This is a genomic window from Aeromonas sp. NJAU223, assembly GCF_051125555.1.
In the GTDB taxonomy this organism is placed as follows: domain Bacteria; phylum Pseudomonadota; class Gammaproteobacteria; order Enterobacterales; family Aeromonadaceae; genus Aeromonas; species Aeromonas veronii_G.
Map to the genome: position 1 here is coordinate 3754952 of NZ_CP144204.1, position 24261 is coordinate 3779212.

Sequence of the window (24261 nt, forward strand, 5' to 3'; positions counted from 1 at the left end):
CTCCTTAAGCCTTGCTCTGTTCGAAGTGGTACTTGCCCGTTTTCAGACTGCTCGGGCCCAGACGTGCGTACTTGAACATCAGGTACATCTCGATGACGAGCAGCACTGTGTAGAACAGGCAGATCCCGATGAGGGAGAACCAGATCTCCGATGCCGGGAGATTGGAGGCGGAAACGGAGGTTGGCAGCATCTCGGCGATGGTCCAGGGCTGGCGACCATATTCCGCGACGAACCAGCCACATTCGATGGCGATCCAGGGCAGCGGGATCCCGTACAGCAGCGCCTTGAGCAGCCACTTGCGCTCGCCGATCTTGTGGCGGGTGCTGTCGTAGAAGGCGATGCCGATCAGCAGCAGCATGACGATGCCGCAGGCCACCATGATGCGGAACGCGAAGAACAGCGGTGCCACCTGCGGGATGGAGTCATCCACGGCGGACTTGATCTGGGCGTCGGTCGCATCGGTCACGTTCGGGGTGTAGCGCTTGAGCAGCAGACCGTAGCCCAGATCCTGCTTCACCTCGTCGAAACGGGCGCGGGTATCGTCGGACTTGTCACCGGATTGCAGCTTGGTCAGCAGGTCATAGGCGACCATGCCGTTGCGCACACGCAGCTCGTGCTCGCTCTTCAGATCCTTCAGACCGGTCACCTGACCGTCCAGGGAACGGGTGGCGATGATGCCAAGCGCATACGGGATCTTGATGGCGTAGTCGGTGCGCATCTCTTCCTGGTTCGGGATGCCGAACAGGGTGAAAGAGGCGGGCGCCGGCTCGGTGTTCCACTCGGCTTCGATGGCAGCCAGTTTCACCTTCTGCACTTCACCTGTCTCGTAGCCGGACTCATCACCCAGGATCAGCACGGAAACGATGGAGGCCATGCCGAAGGCGGCCGCGATGGCGAAGGAGCGGCGGGCGAAGGCCACGTCACGATTCTTCAGCAGGTAGTAGGAGGAGATACCCAGCACGAACATGGCGCCCGTGGTGTAGCCCGCCGCCACAGTGTGGACGAACTTGACCTGGGCAACCGGGTTGAACACCAGCTCGGCGAAGCTCACCATCTCCATGCGCATGGATTCGAAGTTGAACTCGGCACCGACCGGGTTCTGCATCCAGCCGTTGGCGACCAGTATCCAGAGGGCGGAGAGGTTGGTACCCAGCGCCATCAGCCAGGTGGCTGCCAGGTGCTGGCGTTTGCTGAGACGATCCCAACCGAAGAAGAACATACCGACGAAGGTGGACTCCAGGAAGAAGGCCATCAGCCCTTCGATGGCCAGTGGGGCCCCGAAGATATCGCCGACATAGTGGGAGTAGTAGGCCCAGTTGGTCCCGAACTGGAACTCCATGGTCAGCCCTGTGGTCACCCCGAGGGCAAAGTTGATCCCGAACAACTTGCCCCAGAACTTGGTCATGTCCCGGTAGACAGTGTTGTTGGTCATCACATAGACAGACTCCATGATCGCCAGGATGAAGGCCATCCCCAGCGTCAAGGGTACAAACAGGAAGTGATAAAGGGCCGTCGCAGCAAATTGGAACCGCGATAGGTCTACCACATGCTCAGCAATCATGATGTTTCCTCACCGATTATTGGCACGGCTATTTTAAGTTTTAAGGACAAAGCTTCCATTGGAAGGCCCCGAATGATCGGCCATACCAAGAACGATGACCGGATTCGACTGCAACCACATTAACAACAAGGCAATATACAAGAACAAAAAAAGCTAATGTTTAACATCTGGTAAACATTAACTGCAATTCTATTCCCGCCTATAATGACCGCTGTTTTATATCACCTTTATTTGATTGAAATCAATGTAAAACCATCACCAATACATGCCTTTTCAGGGCAACTTATCGGGATAAAAGCCTTAATTATGGGAGCCACATCACAAAACAACACAACACATAAATGTTTGATTTAAATCAATTTTAATACATAACGAAATAGTTTCAATTCTGTTAAACAAATAATACTTCGCTATCCTTCAACCCTGTATTTCCTAAACTGAAGCCCAGCCCTTGATTGCAATTTAAAACCAGTAAAAACACATGTTTATGCTTATTTTACCGCTCGCATATATGATTAGTTAATCTAATCCGAATGTGGCAAATTTTCTTGTTTGTCCGGCTTGTCGAGTGCTCCTACAATGCGCCTCGCAGTGAGGGCATACCTCTGGATACAGGCCGGTCATACTGGGTTCCCGGTACGTATTCGATGAACATTTCGAACCTGTTTGTTGGGATTAATGATGAAAAAGTTTGTTGCCAAGACCATTCGTTACTACAAGCTTTCGTTCGTTCAGCTCTATCAAATGAACCGACTCTGAGGCCTCGCGACGGCTCCTCCGTGTTTTCCTGACCGGTCTGCAGACGCTCTCACTGTCTGTGAACATCCATCCTGAATTGTCTTTGCCCACCGCATCTGCCGTGGGCTTTTTTTTGGCCTCGGGAATTTTGTCAGAATAGTAAAAAACCGCCCCTGGAGGCGGTTTTTCGTTCAATCAGATATTTCTATGCTTCCGGCGGCCGCTGCAGGCCGAAGTGAGCATACGCTCTTGCTGTCGCCAGCCTCCCCCTTGGGGTCCGCTGCAGATATCCCTGCTGAATGAGATAGGGTTCCAGTACATCCTCGATGGTGTCCTTCTCTTCCCCGATGGCGGCCGCCAGGTTGTCGAGGCCCACAGGCCCTCCCATAAACTTGTCGATGACGGCCAACAATAGCTTGCGGTCCATGAAGTCGAAACCTTCGTTATCCACGTCCAGCATGTCCATGGCACGGGCCGCAATGGGTCCATCGATCCGGCCATCGGATTTCACCTGGGCGAAATCCCGCACCCGTCTTAACAAACGGTTAGCAATACGCGGGGTACCCCGGGAGCGTCTCGCCACCTCCAGCGCCCCGTCGTCCGACATCTCCAGCCCGAGGCAGCGAGCGCTGCGGGCGACGATGTCGGTGAGATCCTTGACGTTGTAGAACTCGAGACGCTGCACGATGCCGAAACGATCCCGCAGCGGGCTGGTCAGGGAACCGGCCCGGGTGGTGGCGCCGATCAGGGTGAAGGGGGGGAGATCCAGCTTGATGGAGCGGGCGGCAGGACCCTCCCCGATCATGATGTCGAGCTGATAATCCTCCATGGCCGGGTAGAGCACTTCCTCCACCACGGGGCTGAGACGGTGGATCTCGTCGATGAAGAGTACATCGTGGGGCTCGAGGTTGGTGAGCAGGGCCGCCAGATCGCCGGCCTTCTCCAGCACCGGGCCCGAGGTGGTCTTGATGTTGACCTCCATCTCGTTGGCCACGATGTTCGCGAGGGTGGTCTTGCCAAGGCCGGGGGGGCCGAAGATCAGCAGGTGATCCAGGGCTTCTCCCCGCTGGCGGGCCGCCTCGATGAAGATCTCCATCTGGCCGCAGACGTGATCCTGACCGGTATAATCCGCCAGCTTCTTGGGACGGATGGCCCGGTCGATGACCGCATCCTCGCGGGACTCCCCCGCCGATATCAGACGATCCGCTTCAATCATGTACTACCTCACCTGGCTGCACCGTCATGGCCACAGGCTCTGCCTTAGACATCGCCATCCCTACACCAGACTGCGCAGGGATTCACGGATGATCGCCTCGACTGACATGCCATCGGCCGCTACCTTGGCAACGATCTGGCTCGCCTGCTGGGGCTTGTAGCCGAGTGCCACCAGGGCACTGGCGGCCTCTTCGCTGGCATCCGGCGCCCGCAGGACGCTCTCTTTCTCGGGCAGGCTGATGGCGGCGGGAGAGAAGAGATCGTGGCTGACCCAGCCTTTGAGGCGATCCTTCATCTCCACCACCAGACGCTCGGCGGTCTTCTTGCCCACCCCCGGCAGCTTGACCAGGGAGCTTATCTCTTCACGCTCGACGCTCATCACGAACTGGGTGGCGGTCATGCCGGAAAGGATAGCCAGCGCCAGCTTGGGGCCGACCCCGTTGGTCTTGATCAGCTCGCGAAACAGCGCCCGCTCCTGCTTGTGGTTGAAGCCATAGAGCAGCTGGGCGTCTTCCCGCACCACGAAGTGGGTGTGAATGACCGCTTCCTTGCCGAGATCCGGCAGATCATAGAAGCAGCTCATGGGCATGTGCACCTCATAGCCCACACCGCCAACCTCCAGCAACACCTCGGGGGGCTGCTTCTCGATGATGACGCCTCTCAAGCGACCGATCATGTTCTCTTCCTCGCCACGCAGACACTGTATGAATTGGGCCATAGCATAAAGAATAACTGGATAAGTATCCAGCATAGGCCTGTGGTGAATCGCCGGGCAAAGCGCCTGCCAACCGGCCTCCCTCCCTGCCCGACATGCCCCTTCCCCATTCCTCGGCGCACTGAATTTAGCCCTTGGGCCACGCGCCTCGGCCTGTTAAAATTCCGCACTTGAAATTTTCCAGGGCTCCGGGCCCGAACTAGCTAAGGTCTACCGCGATGCGTACCAGCCAATATCTGCTCTCCACTCTCAAGGAAACTCCCTCCGATGCGGAAGTCGTCAGCCATCAGCTGATGCTGCGCGCCGGCATGATCCGCAAACTGGCCTCCGGCATGTACGCCTGGCTGCCGTCCGGCCTGCGGGTCCTGAAGAAGATCGAGAACATAGTTCGCGAGGAGATGAACAGAGCGGGTGCCATCGAAGTGTCCATGCCGGTGGTCCAACCCGCCGAGCTGTGGCAGGAGTCCGGCCGCTGGGACGACTACGGCCCCGAGCTGTGCCGCCTGACCGACCGTCACAACCGTCCCTTCGTGCTGGGCCCGACCCACGAAGAGGTGATCACCGCCCTGATCCGCTACGAGGTGAACAGCTACAAGCAGTTGCCGCTCAACCTCTACCAGATCCAGACCAAGTTCCGCGACGAAGTGCGTCCCCGTTTCGGCGTGATGCGCGGCCGGGAATTCCTGATGAAGGATGCCTACTCCTTCCACATCAACAAGGAATCCCTGATCGAGACCTACGAGAAGATGCACGCTGCCTACTGCGCCGCCTTCACCCGCATGGGTCTGAACTTCCGTCCGGTACAGGCCGATACCGGCTCCATCGGCGGCACCGGCTCCCACGAATTCCAGGTGCTGGCCGAGAGCGGTGAAGACCTGATCGCCTTCTCCGATACCTCAGACTACGCCGCCAACATCGAGATGGCCGAAGCCCTGGCCCCGGCCGGTGAGCGTGCCGCTGCCACCGCCGCCCTGACCAAGGTCGCCACCCCGGGCGTGCACACCATCATTGATGTTGCCGCCTTCCTGAATGTGGCTCCGGCCACCATCGCCAAGACCCTGCTGGTACTGGGTGAAGCGGACGAGCACGGCAAGCAGGCGGTCATCGCCCTGGTGCTGCGCGGCGATCACGAACTGAACGAGATCAAGGCCGAGAAGCTGCCGGGTGTCGCCAACCCGCTCACCTTCGCGAGCGACGAGCAGATCAAGGCTGCCGCCGGTTGTGATGCCGGCTCCATCGGCCCGGTCGGCTTCGCCGGTCGCATCATCGCCGATCGCAGCGCCGCCCACCTGGCGGACTTCGTCTGCGGTGCCAACGACACCGGCTTCCACCTGACCGGAGCCAACTGGGATCGTGACATCGCCTCTTACGAAGTCGCCGATCTGCGCAACGCGGTGGAAGGCGACCCCAGCCCCTGCGGCCAGGGCAAGCTCTTGCTCAAGCGCGGCATCGAAGTGGGCCACATCTTCCAGCTCGGCACCAAGTACTCCGAATCCATGAAGGCCAGCGTGCTGAACGAGGGCGGCAAGTCCGTCACCATGGAGATGGGTTGCTACGGCATCGGGGTCTCCCGCCTGGTGGCCGCCGCCATCGAGCAGAACAATGACCAGTACGGCATCATCTGGCCGGAAGCCATCGCCCCGTTCGAAGTGGCCATCGTGCCGATGAACATGCACAAGTCCGAGCGCGTCGCCGAGCAGGCCGAGCAGTTCTACACCGAGCTCAAAGCCGCCGGTGTGGACGTGCTGTTCGATGACCGCAAGGAGCGCCCGGGCGTGATGTTCGCCGACATGGAGCTGCTGGGGATTCCCCACGCCATCGTCATCGGCGATCGCGGTCTGGACAACGGCGTGGTGGAGTACAAGTGCCGCCGCACCGGTGAGAAGCAGGAAGTGGCCATTGGCGACATCATCGCCCAGCTCAAGGGCAAGCTGGGTCGCTGATAGCACCGACGCAGCCTTCCGCCATTCATAAGAAAGCCCCGAGTGCCACGGCACTCGGGGCTTTTTGTATATGGCATGTCTCCTCCATGGCTCACCGCAATGCCGCGCTGCTGCCAAGGGATATCGCGCTGTACAGGGCGCGGCTGATTTCCTAGACTGGCGCTCTTTACCCAGCGTGCCCGAGAAGCTATGCCCATCGCCTCAGCCAATACCGTTGTCGTGCTCGACTTCGAGACCATCGGCCTCTCACCCGGACAGGGGGACAGAGCCATCGAGATCGGCGCCGTCAGGATCAAGGATGGCCATATCAGCGAGCGTTTCTCGGCATTGATGAACCCGGGCTTCAACGTCAGCAGCTTCATCGAGCAATACACCGGGATCAGCAACGCCATGCTGAAACAGGCTCCCCCCTGCCACGAGGTGATGGCGGATTTCGTCGACTTTATCGGTGATGACAATCTGGTCGCCCACAACGCCTCCTTCGACAAGCGCTTCCTGGATGCGGAAGTCGAGCGGTTACCGGCGCGATATCGCGGGCAGTTTGCCTGCTCCCTGCTGCTGTCGAGGCGGCTGTTTCCCGATGCCCCGGATCACAAGCTGGGCACCCTGGTGCAATACAAGCGCCTGCCCAATGACGGGGTTTTTCACCGCGCCCTGGCGGATGCCGAGGTGACGGCCCACCTCTGGCTTGCCTTGTTGGAAGAGCTGGAATGTCGACATGGCATTATCGACCCGGATTTTGCATTGCTGCTGACCCTGGGCAAGAAGCCAAAACAGGCGATGGCATCCTTCCTGCGGGAATATGCGACCCGGACATGATCTGTGCCGACATGCCGCCCCCATCATCCATGCCGGCATCCGATGTACCCGCCTTTGATGCCCACCGAGACCCGGCGCACAGACGGCCAGAGAGAGCCAACACTGCCTGCGAATAAAAAAGCGCGCCAATTGGCGCGCTTTTTGTCACTTTGGCAGTGGTTGATGCTGCCAGAACTCTGATGTTCAGTCGTTGCGTCCGATGAAGAGATCCGTCACATGGCAGCTGCTGCGCGCCTCGAGGGCATCCAGCATGTAGGCGGCAGCATCCTCCGGCGTCATGAAACGGCTCGGATCCACGTGTTCCGAGTTGTCCCAGAACTCGCTCTTGATCCCGCTCGGGTAGAGGTTCACCAGTCGCAGGGGCGAGCCCTTGAGCTCGGCCCGCAGGGATTCCAGAAAGCCCCGCATGCCCCACTTGGAGGCGCAGTAGAGGCTCTCGTTGGCTTTGCCGCTCTGGGCCGCGGAGGAGAGCACATTGGCCAACACGCCCCCCTTCTCGCCGATGAGGCGCACCGTCTGCTGGGCTACCAGGATAGTGGAGACGAGATTGCTCTCCACCACCCGGCGCACCTGCTCTGCGGTGTAGACCCCGACCGGGCCGAACTCCCCCACCCCGGCGCAGTGGATCACCAGCTCCGGCAATCCCCCCCAGGCCACGGCAGCGGAGAAGGCCATCTCCACCTCCTCGTGGTGGGCGAGATCGGCGGCGATGCCGACCACGGCCTTGCCGAGCAGCTGTTCCTGCTCCTGCAGCTTGTGATAACGGCGCCCCATCATGGCAACCCGGTGGCCGCGCGCTACCAGTCCGATTGTCAGTGCGCGTCCAAGGCCGGAGCCCGCGCCAGTCACTATGATGTGGCCCATCATTCCTCCCGGATCAGACCTGGATACTCGGATTAGAACGTGAATTCGCCGCCGATGAACCAGCCATCGACTTTCTGGTCGACACGGTCGAAGTCCATGTCCACTTCACGCCAGCCGGCGCGCAGCTTGAGCGGCACGGTGGCGAACTTGTAGGAGCCACCCAGACGGTAGTCATAGTTGTCCGCATCCTGCACACGCAGATCGCCGAAGGCCGCAAAGCCGGTACCCGGAATGCGGATCTCGCCACCGGTGTAGGCCATCAGCACATCCTTGTCATAGGAGTAGTGCTGGGTGTTGAAGTCGCCGTCGTAGCGACGACCGGTCAGACCCAGATCGAGCTGGAACAGATCGTTGTTCATCAGGCGATAGTAGAGGGTCAGATCATAGGCCTGCAGCTCGTTGTCGAAGGCACCACCGCTGCTGCTGAGGTCGGACATCTCGAACTTGGCATTGGGCAAGAACCAGATCCCGTGCTCCAGCTGCAGGTAGCCGTTCCAGTTGTAGTCATCGTCATAGCTGCCATCGGCCCCGACGCCATCGATCTGACCGCTGCCTTGTGCGTTCCACACATCGGCACCGGCTGCGAAACGCCAGTCATCGGCGGCCATGGCGGCGTGGCTGAACAGGGCAAGCAGGCTGCCGGCAATCAAGGTCTTCTTCATCGTATAACTCCCTTATGGACTGGAAAGGCCATCATTTTACCCAGCGCGCAAGGAATACCTAGAGCAAAAAGCTGAACCAGCGTCCATTAATGTCAGTGCTGCATGCCTTTCATCGGCTCGACCGGCTTCACCGGCAGGCTCAGGCTGAGGGTCTGACCATCGTCCAAGCTCAGGGTCAGCGGGAAGGGGGTGTCCCGGGCGAGTTCTCGCACCTCGAACAACATGACGTGGAAGCTGCCGGGTTTGAGCGCCACCTCTCCCCTCGCGGGGATCTGGATGCCATCCACCCGGCGCATCCTCATCACCCCGTTCTCGTGCAGATGGGTGTGCAGCTCGGCCCTCGCCGCGCCGGGAGAGCTGACGGTGGTCAGGGTCACCGGCTTGTCGCCGTCATTCTTGAGCACCATGAACGCAGCCGTATTGGGGGATCCCGGGGGCAGCAGACGCACATAACCATCGATGGCCTCGACCTTGGCCAGGGCCGGGCTCGCCAACAGCAGGGTCAGCATGGAGTAAAACGCACGTTTAAACATGGTTTGAATCCTTTTATGATGTTGTCAAACGACGCAAAGCTTACCCCCGTGGCACGCTTTTGACAGCCTCAGATGACAAGGATTCAGACATGGCCCCCACAATTCTGGTCGAGCAGCAGGATGGCTTGCTCACCCTGACCCTCAACCGACCCGACAAACGCAATGCCCTCGACACCGGGATGTACCAGGCCCTCACCGCCGCGCTGCAACAGGCGAGCCAGGATGAGTCTGTGCATGTGGTGCTGCTGCAGGGTCAGGCGACCTGTTTCACCGCCGGCAACGATCTCGCCGACTTCATGGGTAAAACCACGCTGGAGGCAGACGACCCTATCCTGCAGTTCCTCCACGCCTTCGCCGATTTTCCCAAACCGGTCATCGCTGCCGTCGCGGGCCCGGCCGTCGGTATCGGCACCACTCTGCTGCTGCACTGCGATCTGGTCTATCTGGCCGACAACGCGCGCTTGCAACTGCCCTTCGTCGAGCTGGGGCTGGTACCGGAGTTTGCTTCCAGCCTGCTGCTGCCCCGGGCCATCGGCCACCTGAAGGCATCAGAGCTGTTGCTGCTGGCAGAGGTCATGGATGCGAGCGAGGCGCTGCGGCTCGGACTCGCCAACCGGGTAGTGGCGGCCGATGAGTTGCTCGGCCTTGCGCGGGAAACCGGATTGAGGCTCGCAGCCAAGCCGCCGAAGGCGCTGCAAAAGAGCAAGGCCCTGCTCAAGCAGGAGCTCAGGCAAGCGGTGCATTTCGTCATCGACATGGAGGCGCGCGCCTTCTCCCAGGCCCTGCAGGGAGAAGAGGCCCAGAGCCGCATCGCCCGCAAGCTGGGGCGACGGGACTGACGGTCAGTTAAGGCGGAAGCGGCCGATCAGCTCGCAGCCCTGTACCCTGTCCTGCACCTGGATCAGTTTGGCTATCTCGGGGTTGGGGTGGCGCTTCAGGAAGGAGAGCAGGGCGGCGCGGCAGCAACCCAGCTCGCTGATGAGGGACTCGCACTCCCGGTTCGGGCACTGGGGCACCAGGGCGGTGACCAGTTCCGAGGCGAGCTTGAGGTAGCGCAGCTCGTAGGCCGGCTCCTCCATGGCACGCCAGAAGTCGGCGAGGCGATGGCAGGTGGCGACCCGCATGCTGGCGAGTTCATCCAGCGCATCGGCGCTGAGATCGTCCGCATCCAGTTCATACACCTCTCCCAGCGCCTGCTGGTAGAGACAGATCGCCGTGCCGAGCGCCCCCATGTCCAGGGCGTTTTCCGCCTCCAGCATGTAGCGTTGCCAGTTGTCATTCATCATCATCTTCCTCTCCTCTGCCGACATGAGTGGAAGTTGTATCATGGCTAATTGAGAATAAATATCAACCAGAGCGTTTGTGCAGGATCCACCCTATTCCGCTATCTGCGGGGCCCACACCGGGTTCAGCCCGCACTTTTGGATTGATTGACGCGACACTGTTTGCCGGGATAGCCGGGCAACTCCCTCGCCTTGCTGCTGCAGGCGAGTCGCTTGGCCTGGGAGATACGATCCGCCAGATTGGCGTCGTTGACCGGCAACCAGTCCATCTGCTGGCCGAGCCAGCTGGCCCAGGCGAACTCGACAAAGTAGACCCGCCCCTTCTTGCTGAAGTAGCCAGCATCCTGCAGCTGACCCGCGAGGGTGCGATAGGGATAATCCGGCAGATCACCGATGTGCTCGGGCAACTGCTGGGGGGTCAGGGGCTGGCCCTTTTCATCCTTCAGCCAGGCCCAGTGGTTGTTCTGCATCTGGCTCCAGAAGCTGCTCTTGTCCTTGAGCCGGGCGATCACCTTGACCCTGGCCTGCTTCACCCCCTGCTGCCACAGCGCCTTGGTCAGGTGGTGCCTGTCCACCAGCCAGTAGCCGCCATCGGGGGCGATGACTACGGGGATCTCTTTCTTTTTCATCAACTTGTCGAGCTGCTCCGGGCTCTTGTCCGCCAGCTCCCGCGCCGTCGCATCGACCTGCAGCTGCCCCACTCCGCCCTGGGTCGGGTGCAACTGGGCAATGCTCAGCTCACACCAGCTCCCCACCGCGCTGGTGCGCTCGCAAGGGGCCAGCGCCCAGGCACTCTGACTCAGGGCACAGGCCAACAACATCCATACTCTCATCGCACACTCCTCTGTCGGGCGAAAGGCTAGGGCTAAACAAGGTAGCACGGTCCGGCAATCCCGGGACTCACGCTGGCGGTCTGACCAGCAAAGGGGATATCATGATTCCCCATCTGCCGGCGAATTTTTCTCGCCGAGTTTCTCCCCGCTTCACACTATTTGAAGGATTCGTCATGAAAGGATGGAGCCCCCTGCTGGCCCTGCTGGCCCTGCTGGGTTGCGCCTGCGTGCAGGCTGCTGATGTACCACCCGGAACCCAACTTGCCGCCGAACAGGCGGTCGTCCGTCACCTGAAAGACGAGCCCACCAGCCTGAGCCCCCTCAAACTGGTCGGCCTGCCGGAGCTGCAGGTGCTGCGGGATCTCTACGAGGGATTGTTGACCCAGGGGCCGGATGGCAAAGTACAACCCGGGGTGGCATTGCGCTGGGATAACGAAGGCAATCAAAAGTTTACGTTCCACCTGCGGCCGGATGCCCGCTGGTCAAACGGCGATCCCGTGCGCGCCGCCGACTTCGTCTACGGCTGGCGCAAGCTGGTGGATCCCAAGGAGGCGGCCACCTTCGCCTGGTTCGCCCAGCTCGCCCACTTTGAGAAGGTGGACGAGATAGTGGCGGGCAAGGCCGCGCCGAGCGAGCTCGGGGTCAAGGCCCTGGACGATCACACCCTGCAGGTGAGCCTCTCCCAGCCGGTGCCCTATTTCCTGAGCCTGCTGACCCACCCCAGCCTCTCCCCCCTGCATCAGGCCAGCATGGAGCAATACGGCAACCAGTGGACCCAGCCCGGCAAGCTGGTGGGCAACGGCGCCTTCGTGCTGAGCCACCGGGTGGTGAACGAGCGGCTGGAACTGACCCCCAACCCCTACTACTGGGACAGGGCACACACAGTGCTGACCCGGGTCACCTTCGTCCCCATCAATCAGGAGAGCGCCGCCGCCAGCCGCTACCTGGCAGGGGATCTGCACATCACGGAGTCCTTCCCCAAGGAGCAGTACCAGAAGCTGATGAAGCAGATCCCCGGGGAGGTCTATACCCCGGAGCAGCTCGGCACCTACTACTACGCCTTCAACACCCGGCGCGCGCCGCTGGACGATGTGCGGGTGCGCAAGGCGCTCTCCTACACCATCGACCGCGGCCTCATCGCCGACAAGGTGCTGGGCACGGGGGAAAAACCCGCCTATCACTTCACCCCGGACGTGACCGCCGATTTTGCACCCAAGCCGAACCTGCTCTCTACCAGCAGCCAGCAGGCGCTGGATGAGCGGGCGAGAGCCCTGCTCAAGGAGGCGGGTTATGGCCCGGACAAGCCCCTCAAGCTGACCCTGCTCTACAACACCGCCGAGATCCACAAGAAGATGGCGCTGGCCATCGCCAACCTGTGGAAGCAGAAGCTGGGGGCTCGCGTCGAGCTCACCAATCAGGAGTGGAAGACCTATCTCGACAGTCGCCAGAGCGGCCAGTTCGAGGTGATCCGCTCCTCCTGGGTCGCGGATTACAACGATCCTTCCGCCTTCCTCGGCCTCTGGGGCAGCCAGCACAGCGGCAACATGGCCCGCTTCGCCAACGCCCGCTACGATGCCCTGCTGGCGCAGGCGGCCAAAAGCCAGAATGCCAATGAGCGAGCCCGCCTGTTCGATGAGGCCGAAACCATACTGCAGGATGAGGCGCCGATCGCCCCCATCTACCAGTACACCAACGCCCGTCTCATCAAGCCCTGGCTCAAGGGCTATCCCATCAACAACCCGGAAGACGTGGCCTACAGTCGCCAGCTCTATCTGATCAAGCACTAGACAATGCTGAATGCGCGGGGCCAGCCTGGCTGGCCTCACGCATACCCTGTTCCTATGGCCTTTATCGACATAGAATGCTGCCTTTCTGCCGCCCTTAGCCGTTGAATCTCTCTGTATATGCGCTCTTTGCTACTGACCCTGCTGTTCTCGACCCTGCCCGTCCAAGCCGCCACCGAAACCGAATGCCAACAGGCCTTCACCGACTGGATGTTGAGCCAGCAGCAGGCGTTCAGCGATCGCAAGGCCAGCAAGATGGTGCGGCGCAACGCCGAACGGGCCATCGATCAAGTTCGCACTGAATACGCCAAGCAGGAGAGCTTCTGCCAGGCCATGGCCTGGGTCGAGGCGGACAAGACGCGGGATCCCAGCTTCAAACCGAGAAGCGGGGAGATCCACGATTTCAGAGCCGGTCGATAGGCCCTTGAATGCACCTTTCAACTGCTCTTTTTTATGCGTCATAGTGTTGAATTATTGACCTAAGCCAAGATGACCCCTTGGGCCGTCCCTACAATGAAGCCTGTATAAGAAACAAGAATAAAAACAATTTTATCAGTTACTTGGCTCAAATCAGGACGCGCACATGACCACAACCCAACGGAAGGGCGAGATCCGCTTTCCCGATCAGATATCCCTGATCTCCACGACAGACCCCGCCAGTCATATCACCTACGCCAACCAGCATTTTTGCGATGTGGCGGGCTACAGCGCCAGCGAGATGGAAGGGGTGCCCCACAACCTGGTGCGCCACCCCGACATGCCCAAGGCCGCCTTCGCCGACATGTGGCGCAGACTGCAGCAGGGCAAGAGCTGGATGGGGCTGGTCAAGAACCGCGCCAAGAGCGGCCAGTTCTACTGGGTCAACGCCTATGTCACCCCCATACTCGACGACCAGCGGCAGATCATCGAATACCAGTCGGTGCGCACTCGCCCCAATGAGCAGGATATCGACTGGGCGGAGCGCCTCTACGCCCGCGTCCGGACGGGCAAGCCCCTGCCCTGGTCGAGCCGCCTCCGGCTGGAACCCGGCCCCCTCACCCTCTGCCTGTCAGGCATCGCCCTGCTGGCATTCGGCCTCGCGCTCACCACGAACCAGCCCGCCTGGGGGGTGATAGCCCTGCTCTGCCTGCTCGGCCAGATGATCCACGGTTGGCATTGGCAACAGCGGCTGCAGCGACTTCTCGCCAACGCAGGGCAAGAGCTCGGCACCCCGCTCTGCCAGGTACTCTACAGCCGACGACGAGACAGCCTGGGAGCCCTCGAGCTGCTGCTGCGCATGAAGAAGGCAGAGCTTCGGGCCGTGGTGGGGCGCAGCGTCGACACCAACCAGCAGATCCTGCAGGCCGCCGAGGATGACAGGGGTCATATCCAGACCATAGACACCCATTTGCAACAACAGCGGGCCCAGAGCGAGCAGCTGGCCACCGCCATCACCCAGATGAGCCAGTCGATCCGCGATGTGGCCGGCAACGCCCATCAGGCCAATGCCCTGGTGAGCGAGGTGCAGCAGGTCTCCGTCAGTGGCCAGCAAGCCATCGCCACCACCACTTCCTCGGTCAACCGGCTGCATCAGGAGCTGGATACCAGCCAGAGCGTGCTGGCCCGCCTGACCCAGGACAGTCAGAAGATCAGCGGGATCCTGGAAGTGATAGGCCAAATCGCGGATCAGACCAACCTGCTCTCCCTCAACGCCGCCATCGAGGCGGCCCGTGCCGGCGAACAGGGGCGCGGCTTTGCGGTGGTGGCCGACGAGATCCGGGCCCTGGCCCAGAAGACCCGCAGTTCCACCGGCGAGATCAGCGACATGATAGGGGCGCTGCAGCAGAGCACACAGCAGTTGTCAGACGGCATGAGCCAGGGTGCCCGGACCTCGGCCCTGTGCCAGCAACAGATGGGGGATACCGCCGAGGTGCTCAACCAGATCAACCGGATGCTGACCCAGGTCACCCACACCAGTGACGAGATAGCCCAGGCCGTCAGTCAGCAGGCGGACGTCACCAGCACCCTGGATCAGGGGATCCAGCAGATCCACCAGCTAGCCAACCTCACCGCCGACAACGGCCGACAGGCGCTGGACGGCATCACCCTCCTGGTAGAGCGGCTGCAAAACCTCTCTCGCCTGATCAACCAGTTCCACGACTAGCTCATCGTCCGGGGCGCGCATCCGCCGCGCCCCCTCTCTCCCGAGATCAATCCTTTTTGGCTGACGCTCCCCATATGGGGCCCTTCATTTATTTGTAACAAAAATGTAAATGAAATGACCCCTGCGCTCGCCATAACAGTCACGTTCCACCGTGCCTCGACCAACAAGGAGTTTGATGATGCCCCCGTCTCTTCACCATGCCGCCCTGCTGCTCGCCAGCACTCTGCCATTGCAGGCCCTGGCCGATACCGATGTCTATCTCACCAACAACGGCCCCGAGCCCTTGCAACTGGAGATCCGCCAAAGCGGCAGCGGTCAGTTGCAGCAAGGCAGCCAGTGGACGCAGCATCGAACCGAGCTCGGCCCCTGGGAGAGCGCCATGGTGCTCAGCTTCAATCGCTACGAGGGAGTGAAAGCGGACAAGGACTACTTGTTCGAGACCCGCGTCACCACCGCCAGCGGTGACACCTATCGCCTCAACCAGCGAATGGAGGGCACCTGGTGGAACACCAGGCTGCAACACGGCGGCGAGACCCCCACAGGCGCCTCCGGCTGGCAGAGCGATCGCGCCATCCATCGCCTCGCGGGGCCGCAGGAGCTGGCCTTCGCCGCCAAGTTCACCGGCCGCTACGACGATCTGCACTATATGCTGACCCCGCCCACGCAGGTGGAGCAGCCCGAACCGGCAGAAAACGCGCTGAAGGTCGCCAGCTACAACGTCTGGGCCCTGCCGGTCATCGCCTCCAGCATCGGCGAGCGGCTGGCCCTGCTACCCGACCATCTCAAGGGCTACGACGCCCTGCTGCTGCAGGAGGTATTTGACGGCCGCCGCGAAGGCTTCCTGCAGGCGCTCGCCAGGGAATATCCCTATCAGACCAAGGTGCTCGACAAGCCGGGGGTCAACATCCACGACGGCGGCGTGGTGATCGTCAGCCGCTACCCCATAGTGCGCGAAGCCCAGCTGGTCTATCCCCAGTGCACCGGTACCGACTGCTTCGCCGACAAGGGGGTGATGTACGCCGAGGTGATCAAGGGAGGCAAGGCCTGGCACCTGTTCGCCACCCACACCGCCAGCTTCGATACCGACGAGGCGCGCAGGCTGCGCCAGATCCAGTTCGGGCAAATTCGCGCCCTGGCCGCCAGTCTCGCGATCCCGGCCACGGATACCGTCATCTACGGCGGCGACTTCAACGTCAACAAGCGCAAGTTCGCCGATGACTACGCCAACATGCTGGCCAATCTCAATGCCCATGAGCCCGCCTACGGCGGCTATACCGAGGCGACTTTCGACCCCAGACTCAATCCTTACGCCGGTGGGCCCCTCTCCGGTGGTGCCAACGTCGAGTACCTGGACTATCTGGTGGTGAGCCGGGAGTACGGCGCCGTGAGTCATAACCTCAACAGCGTCTGGATCCCGCGCTCCAGCGACGGCAGTCTCTGGCCCGCCAGCAACCTCTCGGATCACTTCCCGGTCAAGGGGGAAATTGTCCGATGAAACGGCGCTACTGGGTTCTGGCTCTGGCCACAGTACCTATGGTGGTGCTCAATCTCGTCTGGCAGGAGGCGCCGACGGCCTCAGCGGGTACCGAGGCCAGTCAGGGTAGCCTCCGCCCGCAGCCAGCGCCGTCAGCGCCCTCCAAGCCCATCTCGGCAGATGCACCATCGTCGGTAGCAACAAGCAGCCAGATGCCCGCCCAAGCCCCCGCCCCCAGCTGGCGGGCCCTGCCAGAGGAGGCCGAGGAGCGGCTCGCCAGTGACATCCAGGAGAGCAACCAGCCGCTGGACGCGCGGCTGGAGAATCTGGAAAGCATGGAGGCGCAGTGGCTGGAGGAGGGAGAGAGCCTGACCTTATTGCAGGGCCGCTATGCCCAGGCGCTGGAACAGTTGGCCAGCGAGAGCGAGCAGATGACCCTGAGCGAGCGCCTGGCTGCCCTGACCCAACTGCAGGACGAGTGGGCGGCGCAGTACCCAGATTTGGCTTCCGAGCTGTTCAACCCGGACGCCCGATTGCTGCAGGCGCGCCAACTGTGGGGGGATGAGGAGCTGGAAACGGTTAGCCGCCACTTCCTGCCCGCCGAACGGGTCGAAGCCAGTCTCGACTTTGCCAGAGCGCGCCAGCAGCAGCTGGATCAGCGCGGCCGCTATCAGCAGCAGTTGGCCGAGCTGGAGCAGCAGTTGGCGGCAAGCCAGGGAAGCATGGATTCAGCGCACTGGCAGCAGCACAGGGAGGCGGTTCTCGGTCAGTGGCGACGGGACTTCTTCGCCCAGGAGCAGACCCGCCCCTGATATCAGAGGCTTCGGACCCAACACATAGAAAAAGGGCCCGCATTCGGGCCCTTTGATTGTCACTCGACGCTATCAGGCCAGGGGATAGCTGGCATCCAGTCCATTTTCACAGCGCCAGTTGGCCCACAGCTTGCCATCCGTGCCCATCTGCAGGGTGGCGAAGTTGCGGGTGCGCAGGTAGACGGGCGCCCCGAACGGCTTGAGAAGTTCGGTGCGGATCAGCCGGCTCTCGTCCAGATACTCGGGGTTGTCGTTGGTCATGGCTAGGATCCCCATCCACTGGAACTGGGTGGGGCACGGGTGGACGATGCCGGAGGAGACCAGTTGATGCAGGTTCAGCACCCCATCCCGCTTGTCCTGAACGACCCCGAGGCACCCCACGTGCACGTCCCCGGACAGGATCAGGGTCTTGGGCTCCAGGCTGGTATTTTTGTCCGCCCTGGCGTTCTTGCGCCGCAGCCGGGCATTGTCCAGCAACCGCATGATGAGGCGGGCCCGCTCCCCTTCATGGGCCTTGGCGCGCCAGTGATCCTTGAGATCATCGGTCAGCTCCTCCTCCCAGGGAGTGGCGTCCAGCGCCGCTTCACTGAAGGAGAAATCCCGATAGACCACGGGCACCCCCGTCATCACCAGCAGATCCCCGCTGGTGCAGCCCGCCAGCGCCTCGTTGATCTGATCCCACTGGGCCCGGCTCATCACCTGGGTCAGGGTGCGGGTGGCCCGGTTGTCCAGCGCCAGGATCTGGTAGCCCCGGAAGCCGAGCCGCCAGGAGTGATGGCCCAGACTCTTGTCCAGCAACGCCGCATTGGCGCCGGTGCGCAGTTGGAACAAGCGGAAATATTTGGCGGCGGCAGCATAGATGGCCTGATAGACCTCGCAGCGCTGCAGATCCTCCGGGTAGCTGCCCCAGCCATCGAAGATGTCGTGATCGTCCCACATCATGGCGCTCGGCACCCGGGAGAGCATGAAGGCCACCTCGAGACGCCCCCACTGCTTGCAGTAGAGCTCGCAATAGAAGCGATCCAGCTGATCCACCATGGTCTGGGTCGCCTTGCGTTTGACCTTCTCCGCCCTGTCCAGCTCGTTCCAGGCTTTCAGGGTCGGCACGCTCGTCCAGAGGGAGTCCGCATAGACCTGATCTCCCCCCATCAGCAGCAGGGAGAAGGGATGTGTCTTGTGTTCGGCAGCGAGCTTGTCCCACATGGCGTAGGGTGCCGGGGTGGAGGTGAGCAGTTTGAAATCGGAAAAACCGTTGCAGGAGGCGTAACCTATCAGCACACTCTCCTTCTTTCCTGGCATATAAAACTGCCATTTATCGTATCCACCGAGACCTCGTGCTGGCTGGTCATCCAGCAATATCTCGTAGTCGATGACAGTGCCTGCCTTCTTGGGACTCGCCTGCCAGACGAATCGCCAGAAGCCCCCTTTCGGGGTGTCCGCCTGCTTGCTGGCGGCCAGCACCTCGCCGTTGATCCTCACGGCCGCGCGCTTGCAGCTGGCCTGCGCCAGAAAACAGATGCTGTATTGGGTCTCTGATTCGAGCCCCAGCAAGGGCCCCATTACCAGACTGCTCATTCGTCATCCCTCCATGGTGAAACCCATGGAGCATAGCGAAGCGAGCGCTATTTGATACTGACCAGTTGGGCAAACGGCAAGGGGGGCCCCCTGGCTGCGACAGATTACGCCTTGCCCTTGAATTGCTTGACGCTGCGCTTTACCTGAGTGCGTCTGTTGGCCTGCTTGTCCCGGGGTGGGCGCTTGCCCTCGCCGCTACCGGGCTGATCCGTCACCGGGAAACCGGGCAATGCCAGCAGCGCCAGCTCCCGCCCGGTCAGGGTGCGGATGGCGGCCAGCGGTTCGGTCTCGCCATGGCATACCAGAGAGATAGCCAGCCCGGCGTGCCCCGCCCGTGCAGTGCGGCCGACACGATGCACATAGACGGGGGCACTGACGGGCAAGTCCAGGTTGATCACCACGGGCAAGGCCTCCACATGGATGCCGCGGGCCATCAGATCCGTAGCCACCAGCACCCGCACCCTGCCGGCCTTGAAATCGGCGAGCACCTGCTCACGGACCCCTTGTTCCTTATCCCCGTGCAGCGCCGCCACCGCGACACCCGCCTTGATGAGCTTGCGGGCCACCCCGTCTGCGGAGTCGCGAGCACTGATGAACACCAGTACCTGGGGCCAGGCATGCTCTTTCAAGAGAGCGACAAGGGCGGGCACTTTGCTGCTCTTGTTCACCAGATAGAGCCGCTCCTCGATATCCTCCGCCACGCCGTTGAGCGGATCCGTTTCTATACGTCGGGGGGCCCGCAGCAAGCCGCTCACCAGACTCTCCAGCTCGGCCGGCAGAGTGGCGGAGAAGAGCAGGGTCTGGCGGGCATCGGGCATGGCGCTGAGTATCACCTGGATATCGGGCCAGAATCCCATCTCCAGCAGGCGATCTCCCTCATCCAGCACCAGCATGTGCAGTGCATCCAGCACCAGAACCTGCTGGCTCAGCAGATCCCACAATCGGCCCGGTGTCGCCACCAGCAGCTGGGGCCCCAATGCCAGCTCACTCATCTGCTGCTCCTGCGCCACCCCGCCGCACAGGGTCACGATTCGCAGCCCCAGGGCATCGGCCCCCGTCTTCAGCGCCTCGCTCACCTGGGTCGCCAGTTCCCGGGTCGGCACCAGCACCACCCCTTGCACCCGGGACGAGGTGGCATCCAGTCGCTGCAACAGGGGGAGTCCGAACGCCAGGGTCTTGCCACTGCCGGTACGGGCCAGTGCCAGCAGGTCCTCTCCCGCCAATACCGCCGGAATCGCCCGTTGCTGTATGGGCGTCGGTCTTTGCAGGGTGGCAGGCAGGCTAGCCAGCAAGGCGGGATGCAGTTCGAGTTCGCAGAAGGTCATGACGTTACATGGATGAAGAAGTGGGAGGCGAAGTCTAGCCAGCGATCCCACGCCAGTGCAACAACCATGGACAATGCCGGCTCCCTGTGGTGTTCTTTTTATCAATCTGTCCGGGTGGCCATCGGCCCCCTCATTCAGGAGTACAGCTAGATGGACACAGCTTATCCCCGCACTCTCGTTGCCGCCCTGTTGACCCTTGGCCTGGCCGCCCCCTTCTCTTCCCAGACCGAGGCCTGCGGCTACGACATGCTGGTTGGTGACCCCTTCGCCATGGCCTGGCCTGGCTCACTGGATGTGGCCATCGCGACCGCCAATGCCATCTCCTCCAACCGGATCTCCCCCATTCCTGCGATGGCGGGAGGGGAAGGCTTCGTGCGAGCCCAGCAGTGGCTGCTGCAGCTCAAAGACAACCTGCAGCGGGCCGATCAGCCAGGGGGCTTTTTCATCCTGCTGGTGGATTCGGGGCTCTGGTCGAAGATGAGGGGCAAGGAGGTCTTGCTGCTGCAACTGCACAGTCCAGCCCCCACAGCGCAGGATAGGGTGGTCATGATCAGCGAGGCCGGGCTCAATGCCCTGCTCTCCAGGCAGATAACGGTCGAGCAGGCGCAACAGCTCGGCGTCCTCACCCTGCCGCAGGATCCGGATCAGCAGCTCGGCCAACACCTGCACCGGGCGCTCGCCCAGACCGATCCAGCCCTTCAGCAGAGCTGATAACAAAACGGCCCGCTCAAAGCGGGCCGTTCTCTTTCAAACCTGTCGTGACAGGCTCTTCGCATCCGATCAGGCCAGTGCGGCCAGGGCTGCGGCGTAGTTCGGCTCATCGGCCACTTCGGCCACCAGCTCGCTGTGCAGAACCTTGTTGTCGGCATCCAGCACCACGATGGCACGGGCAGCCAGGCCTACCAGCGGACCGGAGGAGAAGGCCACACCGTAGTCCTGCAGGAAGGAGACACCGCGCAGGGTGGAGAGGTTTACTACCTTGTCCAGACCTTCGGCGCCACAGAAACGGGCCTGGGCGAACGGCAGATCGGCGGAGATGCACAGCACCACGGCGTTGTTCAGGGAGCTGGCCTGCTCGTTGAACTTGCGCACTGACGTGGCGCAGGTCGGGGTGTCCACGCTCGGGAAGATGTTCAGGATCTTGCGCTGACCGGCGAAGTTTTCCAGGGTCACATCGGACAGATCCTTGGCAACCAGGGAGAAGGGCTTGGCCTGCTCGCCGGCAACGGGGAAGTGACCGGAGACAGAGACAGGGTTGCCTTGCAGGGTGACGGTATTGCTCATGTTATGTCCTTGATGATTGATTGAGGATCCGGGCTCCCAGTATAGGCCCAGCGGGCAGAGACAAACACCCGACAAGATAAGGGATATCACGGCTTCGGATCCACACGCAGGATGCGCACCGAACCGTCCCGATGAACGGCGATGACAGGGGCTTGACCTTGGACTAAACACCAAGGTTTACACTCTCCTCAGTCATCCAGGATCCCGCATCGGCGGGACCCCTTCCACGAGGAACGCGATATGAGCAAATCCTGCTGCGGCACTCACCCGGTTGCCGCCCCGATCAAGGCCATCAGGGCCAGCACCACAGAGCACCACCACGACAGCCACTGCTGCGACAACGCGGTGCCAGTGGCGGCCTGCAGTGCCAGCCAGCCCCATGAGCATCAGGATCATGGCGTCGGCGACTCCCCCGGGGATGAAGAGCCCCCCAGAGGTGCCTGTGTCGACCAGGACTGTTGCACGCCCCCCTCACCCGGGATATCGGCCCATACCCATGATCACACGGCTCACACCGAAGAGGATGATGAGCCCGCCCCGCTTGGCGAACCGGCACAAGACGCCAGCCGCCATAGCTGGCAGGTGCTTGGAATGGATTGCCCGAGCTGCGCCCGCAAGATAGAGATCGCCGTCGGCCGGGTGGCCGGTGTGCAGCAAGCCCGCGTGCTGTTCGCCACCGAAAAGCTGGTGGTGGATCTCGCCCCCGGCCTCTCCCCCGATCCCGTGACCGCCGCCGTGCGGCAAGTCGGTTTTCAGCTCAAGGGGACAGCCCAGGGCAAGACGGCCGATCAGCCCTCTCTCAGCCCGCTGATGACGCTGCTCGGCAAGTACTGGCAGCCCCTCTCGCTGGCGACCCTGATGCTGGTAGCCGCCCTGCTGCCGGATAGCGTCGGCAAGCCGCTGTTTGTCCTAGCCACCCTTTGGGGGCTCTGGCCCGTGGCTCGCAAGGCCTGGGCCCTGACCAGGAGCGGCTCGCCCTTCGCCATCGAGACCCTGATGACGGTCGCCGCCGTCGGCGCCCTCTTCCTCGGTGAGACCGCCGAGGCGGCCATGGTCTTGCTGCTGTTTATGCTGGGGGAACATCTGGAGGCCTATGCCGCCGGTCGGGCCCGGGCCGGGGTCACCGCCCTGATGGCGCTGGTACCGGACAAGGCACTGCGCATCCGCAAGACCCCCGAAGGCGAGCTGCGTGAAGAGGTAGCAGCCGACGAGTTGCGCCCCGGCGACCTCATCGAGATAGCCCCCGGTGCCCGGCTGCCTGCCGATGCCCGCCTGCTCGACGCCCTCGGCGCCTTCGACGAGAGCGCCCTGACCGGTGAGTCCATTCCGGTGGAACGCAAACAAGGGGACAAGGTGCCCGCCGGCAGCCTGGCGGCGGACAGGGTACTGCGCTTGGAAGTGGTCTCCGAGCCCGGCAACAACGCCATCGACCGAATTCTGCACCTGATTGAAGAAGCCGAGAGCCAGCGCGCGCCCATCGAGCGTTTCATCGATCGCTTCAGCCGCTGGTATACCCCGGCCATGATGCTGGTCGCCCTGCTGGTGGTGCTGGTGCCCCCCCTCTTCTTCGGCCAGAGCTGGGATGAGTGGATCTACCGCGGGTTGGCGCTCTTGCTCATCGGCTGCCCCTGCGCCCTGGTGATCTCCACCCCGGCTGCGGTCACTTCCGCCCTGGCGGCCGCCACCCGGCAGGGCGCCCTCATCAAGGGAGGCGCGGCGCTGGAGCGGCTCGCCCACGTCGATACCGTCGCCTTTGACAAGACAGGCACCCTGACCCTGGGCAAGCCACAACTCACAGAGCTGATCAGTCTGGATGGCAGACCCGAGTCCGAGTGGCTGGCGCTGGCCGCCGCCATCGAGCAGGGCTCCCACCACCCGCTGGCTCGGGCCGTGGTGGTCGCCGCGAACGAGCAGGGGCTAACCCTGTCTACCGCCACAGACCTTCGTGCCCTGCCCGGCATGGGGGTGGAGGGACGCATCGATGGTCTGCTCTGGCAACTGCTGGCCCCAAGCCGGGTTGCCGCACTGACCGAGGAGACGGGCGCCAGAATTGCCGCGCTCGAGCAACAGGGCAAGACTGTCGTTCTGCTCTGCCAGGAGGGGACTGCACCGGTCGCCCTGCTGGCCCTGCGCGACCAGATCCGGCCAGACGCTGCCGCGGCGCTGCAAGCATTGCACAGCCTGGGGCTGCAGAGCATCATGCTGACCGGGGATAATCCCAGAGCCGCCCAGGCTATCGCCACTGAGCTCGGCATGGGCTGGCGCGCAGGCCTGCTGCCGGAAGGCAAGGTGGAGGTGATTGGCAAGCTGGTCCGGACGCAGAAGGTCGCCATGATAGGGGACGGCATCAACGATGCCCCCGCCATGAAGCGAGCCAGCATCGGCATCGCCATGGGGGGCGGCACCGACGTAGCGCTGGAAACCGCGGATGCGGCCCTGACCCACAACCAGCTCGGTGGCCTTGCCGCCATGATCCGGCTGTCGCGGGCCGCGCTCGCCAATATCCACCAGAACATAGCGCTGGCGCTGGGCCTCAAGGCCATCTTCCTGGTCACCAGCCTGCTGGGCATCACCGGCCTATGGATAGCCGTGCTGGCCGATACCGGTGCCACAGCTCTGGTAACTGCCAACGCCCTGCGCCTGCTGCGCAAGCGCTGATCATGACGGCTGGCCCCAACCAGTGATCCCTCACTGGATA

At 62.2% G+C, this 24261-nt stretch carries 21 protein-coding genes; 10 read left to right on the forward strand and 11 right to left on the reverse strand.

All coding sequences use genetic code 11. From position 1 onward, the window contains the following. Nucleotides 1-4: 4 nt before the first annotated feature. From cydA to ruvA, 3 genes are all read right to left on the reverse strand, one after another. Nucleotides 5-1561 (reverse strand): cytochrome ubiquinol oxidase subunit I, encoded by a 1557-nt coding sequence (gene cydA, locus VZC39_RS17180; RefSeq protein ID WP_434664090.1) that lies wholly within the window; start codon nt 1559-1561, stop codon nt 5-7. A 943-nt stretch (nt 1562-2504) separates the two neighbouring features. Beyond that, entirely contained in the window at nt 2505-3515 is a 1011-nt protein-coding gene (gene ruvB, locus VZC39_RS17185) for a Holliday junction branch migration DNA helicase RuvB (RefSeq protein ID WP_349919537.1), read from the reverse strand. Between the two features lie 60 nt (nt 3516-3575). Continuing rightward, nucleotides 3576-4190, reverse strand: a complete 615-nt coding sequence (gene ruvA / locus VZC39_RS17190; RefSeq protein WP_434664094.1) for a Holliday junction branch migration protein RuvA — start codon at nt 4188-4190, stop codon at nt 3576-3578. A 257-nt stretch (nt 4191-4447) separates the two neighbouring features. On the opposite strand from ruvA, the gene VZC39_RS17195 reads away from it, so the two are divergent. Beyond that, on the forward strand, nt 4448-6172 hold the full coding sequence (locus VZC39_RS17195; protein ID WP_434664097.1) for a proline--tRNA ligase: 1725 nt from the start codon (nt 4448-4450) through the stop codon (nt 6170-6172). 189 nt (nt 6173-6361) lie between these two features. Further along, nucleotides 6362-6991 carry a 3'-5' exonuclease gene (locus VZC39_RS17200; RefSeq protein ID WP_434664100.1) on the forward strand — a complete coding sequence of 210 codons (630 nt, stop codon included), beginning with the start codon at nt 6362-6364 and terminating at the stop codon, nt 6989-6991. Between the two features lie 183 nt (nt 6992-7174). Here the strand turns inward: VZC39_RS17200 and VZC39_RS17205 are convergent, their stop codons facing one another. The 3 genes from VZC39_RS17205 to VZC39_RS17215 form a co-directional block, all read right to left on the reverse strand. After that, nucleotides 7175-7855, reverse strand: a complete 681-nt coding sequence (locus tag VZC39_RS17205; RefSeq protein WP_434664102.1) for an SDR family oxidoreductase — start codon at nt 7853-7855, stop codon at nt 7175-7177. A gap of 32 nt (nt 7856-7887) precedes the next feature. Then, nucleotides 7888-8517, reverse strand: coding sequence for a TIGR04219 family outer membrane beta-barrel protein (locus tag VZC39_RS17210; RefSeq protein ID WP_434664104.1), 630 nt, complete (start codon nt 8515-8517; stop codon nt 7888-7890). Nucleotides 8518-8609: 92 nt separating this feature from the next. Continuing rightward, nucleotides 8610-9050, reverse strand: a complete 441-nt coding sequence (locus tag VZC39_RS17215) for a copper chaperone PCu(A)C (protein WP_349919544.1) — start codon at nt 9048-9050, stop codon at nt 8610-8612. 89 nt (nt 9051-9139) lie between these two features. Here VZC39_RS17215 and VZC39_RS17220 point away from each other — a divergent pair, with 89 nt between their 5' ends. After that, a complete protein-coding gene (locus VZC39_RS17220; protein WP_434664106.1) occupies nt 9140-9889 on the forward strand; it encodes an enoyl-CoA hydratase in 750 nt (249 codons plus the stop codon). 3 nt (nt 9890-9892) lie between these two features. Here VZC39_RS17220 and VZC39_RS17225 read toward each other — a convergent pair whose 3' ends face one another. After that, the gene (locus VZC39_RS17225) at nt 9893-10336 is read right to left on the reverse strand and encodes a DUF2753 family protein (RefSeq protein ID WP_434668504.1); all 444 of its coding nucleotides are present in this window, start codon (nt 10334-10336) and stop codon (nt 9893-9895) included. Nucleotides 10337-10458: 122 nt separating this feature from the next. Next, nucleotides 10459-11166, reverse strand: a complete 708-nt coding sequence (locus VZC39_RS17230) for a ParB-like protein (RefSeq protein ID WP_434664108.1) — start codon at nt 11164-11166, stop codon at nt 10459-10461. Between the two features lie 173 nt (nt 11167-11339). Between VZC39_RS17230 and VZC39_RS17235 the strand changes: the two genes are divergently transcribed. The 5 genes from VZC39_RS17235 to VZC39_RS17255 all read left to right on the forward strand — a co-directional run bounded on the left by VZC39_RS17235 (nt 11340) and on the right by VZC39_RS17255 (nt 17379). Further along, a complete protein-coding gene (locus tag VZC39_RS17235; RefSeq protein WP_434664110.1) occupies nt 11340-12953 on the forward strand; it encodes a peptide ABC transporter substrate-binding protein in 1614 nt (537 codons plus the stop codon). Between the two features lie 117 nt (nt 12954-13070). Beyond that, nucleotides 13071-13370 (forward strand): hypothetical protein, encoded by a 300-nt coding sequence (locus VZC39_RS17240; protein ID WP_434664113.1) that lies wholly within the window; start codon nt 13071-13073, stop codon nt 13368-13370. A gap of 163 nt (nt 13371-13533) precedes the next feature. Beyond that, the gene (locus tag VZC39_RS17245; RefSeq protein WP_434664115.1) at nt 13534-15093 is read left to right on the forward strand and encodes a methyl-accepting chemotaxis protein; all 1560 of its coding nucleotides are present in this window, start codon (nt 13534-13536) and stop codon (nt 15091-15093) included. A gap of 178 nt (nt 15094-15271) precedes the next feature. Then, nucleotides 15272-16588, forward strand: coding sequence for a sphingomyelin phosphodiesterase (locus VZC39_RS17250; RefSeq protein ID WP_434664118.1), 1317 nt, complete (start codon nt 15272-15274; stop codon nt 16586-16588). Then, nucleotides 16585-17379: a hypothetical protein gene (locus VZC39_RS17255; RefSeq protein ID WP_434664119.1), complete on the forward strand. Its 795-nt coding sequence runs from the start codon at nt 16585-16587 to the stop codon at nt 17377-17379. The genes VZC39_RS17250 and VZC39_RS17255 overlap by 4 nt, the downstream gene beginning before the upstream one ends. Before the next feature lie 72 nt (nt 17380-17451). On the opposite strand, the gene VZC39_RS17260 is transcribed toward VZC39_RS17255, so the two are convergent. Next, nucleotides 17452-18954 (reverse strand): alkaline phosphatase D family protein, encoded by a 1503-nt coding sequence (locus VZC39_RS17260; protein ID WP_434664121.1) that lies wholly within the window; start codon nt 18952-18954, stop codon nt 17452-17454. 104 nt (nt 18955-19058) lie between these two features. Continuing rightward, on the reverse strand, nt 19059-20279 hold the full coding sequence (locus VZC39_RS17265) for a DEAD/DEAH box helicase (protein ID WP_434664124.1): 1221 nt from the start codon (nt 20277-20279) through the stop codon (nt 19059-19061). Nucleotides 20280-20429: 150 nt separating this feature from the next. On the opposite strand from VZC39_RS17265, the gene VZC39_RS17270 reads away from it, so the two are divergent. Then, the gene (locus VZC39_RS17270) at nt 20430-20990 is read left to right on the forward strand and encodes a hypothetical protein (protein WP_349919561.1); all 561 of its coding nucleotides are present in this window, start codon (nt 20430-20432) and stop codon (nt 20988-20990) included. Nucleotides 20991-21059: 69 nt separating this feature from the next. On the opposite strand, the gene tpx is transcribed toward VZC39_RS17270, so the two are convergent. Continuing rightward, entirely contained in the window at nt 21060-21563 is a 504-nt protein-coding gene (gene tpx / locus VZC39_RS17275) for a thiol peroxidase (RefSeq protein ID WP_349919562.1), read from the reverse strand. A 240-nt stretch (nt 21564-21803) separates the two neighbouring features. Between tpx and VZC39_RS17280 the strand changes: the two genes are divergently transcribed. Next, nucleotides 21804-24221, forward strand: coding sequence for a zinc/cadmium/mercury/lead-transporting ATPase (locus VZC39_RS17280; protein WP_434664126.1), 2418 nt, complete (start codon nt 21804-21806; stop codon nt 24219-24221). Nucleotides 24222-24261 lie beyond the last annotated feature (40 nt).

Excerpts from the sequence above, each read along its gene's own strand:
- cydA (WP_434664090.1), bottom strand. The coding sequence starts at position 1,561 with ATGATTGCTGAGCATGTGGTAGACCTATCGCGGTTCCAATTTGCTGCG.
- ruvB (WP_349919537.1), bottom strand. The coding sequence starts at position 3,515 with ATGATTGAAGCGGATCGTCTGATATCGGCGGGGGAGTCCCGCGAGGAT.
- ruvA (WP_434664094.1), bottom strand. The coding sequence starts at position 4,190 with ATGATCGGTCGCTTGAGAGGCGTCATCATCGAGAAGCAGCCCCCCGAG.
- VZC39_RS17195 (WP_434664097.1), top strand. The coding sequence starts at position 4,448 with ATGCGTACCAGCCAATATCTGCTCTCCACTCTCAAGGAAACTCCCTCC.
- VZC39_RS17200 (WP_434664100.1), top strand. The coding sequence starts at position 6,362 with ATGCCCATCGCCTCAGCCAATACCGTTGTCGTGCTCGACTTCGAGACC.
- VZC39_RS17205 (WP_434664102.1), bottom strand. The coding sequence starts at position 7,855 with ATGGGCCACATCATAGTGACTGGCGCGGGCTCCGGCCTTGGACGCGCA.
- VZC39_RS17210 (WP_434664104.1), bottom strand. The coding sequence starts at position 8,517 with ATGAAGAAGACCTTGATTGCCGGCAGCCTGCTTGCCCTGTTCAGCCAC.
- VZC39_RS17215 (WP_349919544.1), bottom strand. The coding sequence starts at position 9,050 with ATGTTTAAACGTGCGTTTTACTCCATGCTGACCCTGCTGTTGGCGAGC.
- VZC39_RS17220 (WP_434664106.1), top strand. The coding sequence starts at position 9,140 with ATGGCCCCCACAATTCTGGTCGAGCAGCAGGATGGCTTGCTCACCCTG.
- VZC39_RS17225 (WP_434668504.1), bottom strand. The coding sequence starts at position 10,336 with ATGATGAATGACAACTGGCAACGCTACATGCTGGAGGCGGAAAACGCC.
- VZC39_RS17230 (WP_434664108.1), bottom strand. The coding sequence starts at position 11,166 with ATGAGAGTATGGATGTTGTTGGCCTGTGCCCTGAGTCAGAGTGCCTGG.
- VZC39_RS17235 (WP_434664110.1), top strand. The coding sequence starts at position 11,340 with ATGAAAGGATGGAGCCCCCTGCTGGCCCTGCTGGCCCTGCTGGGTTGC.
- VZC39_RS17240 (WP_434664113.1), top strand. The coding sequence starts at position 13,071 with ATGCGCTCTTTGCTACTGACCCTGCTGTTCTCGACCCTGCCCGTCCAA.
- VZC39_RS17245 (WP_434664115.1), top strand. The coding sequence starts at position 13,534 with ATGACCACAACCCAACGGAAGGGCGAGATCCGCTTTCCCGATCAGATA.
- VZC39_RS17250 (WP_434664118.1), top strand. The coding sequence starts at position 15,272 with ATGCCCCCGTCTCTTCACCATGCCGCCCTGCTGCTCGCCAGCACTCTG.
- VZC39_RS17255 (WP_434664119.1), top strand. The coding sequence starts at position 16,585 with ATGAAACGGCGCTACTGGGTTCTGGCTCTGGCCACAGTACCTATGGTG.
- VZC39_RS17260 (WP_434664121.1), bottom strand. The coding sequence starts at position 18,954 with ATGAGCAGTCTGGTAATGGGGCCCTTGCTGGGGCTCGAATCAGAGACC.
- VZC39_RS17265 (WP_434664124.1), bottom strand. The coding sequence starts at position 20,279 with ATGACCTTCTGCGAACTCGAACTGCATCCCGCCTTGCTGGCTAGCCTG.
- VZC39_RS17270 (WP_349919561.1), top strand. The coding sequence starts at position 20,430 with ATGGACACAGCTTATCCCCGCACTCTCGTTGCCGCCCTGTTGACCCTT.
- tpx (WP_349919562.1), bottom strand. The coding sequence starts at position 21,563 with ATGAGCAATACCGTCACCCTGCAAGGCAACCCTGTCTCTGTCTCCGGT.
- VZC39_RS17280 (WP_434664126.1), top strand. The coding sequence starts at position 21,804 with ATGAGCAAATCCTGCTGCGGCACTCACCCGGTTGCCGCCCCGATCAAG.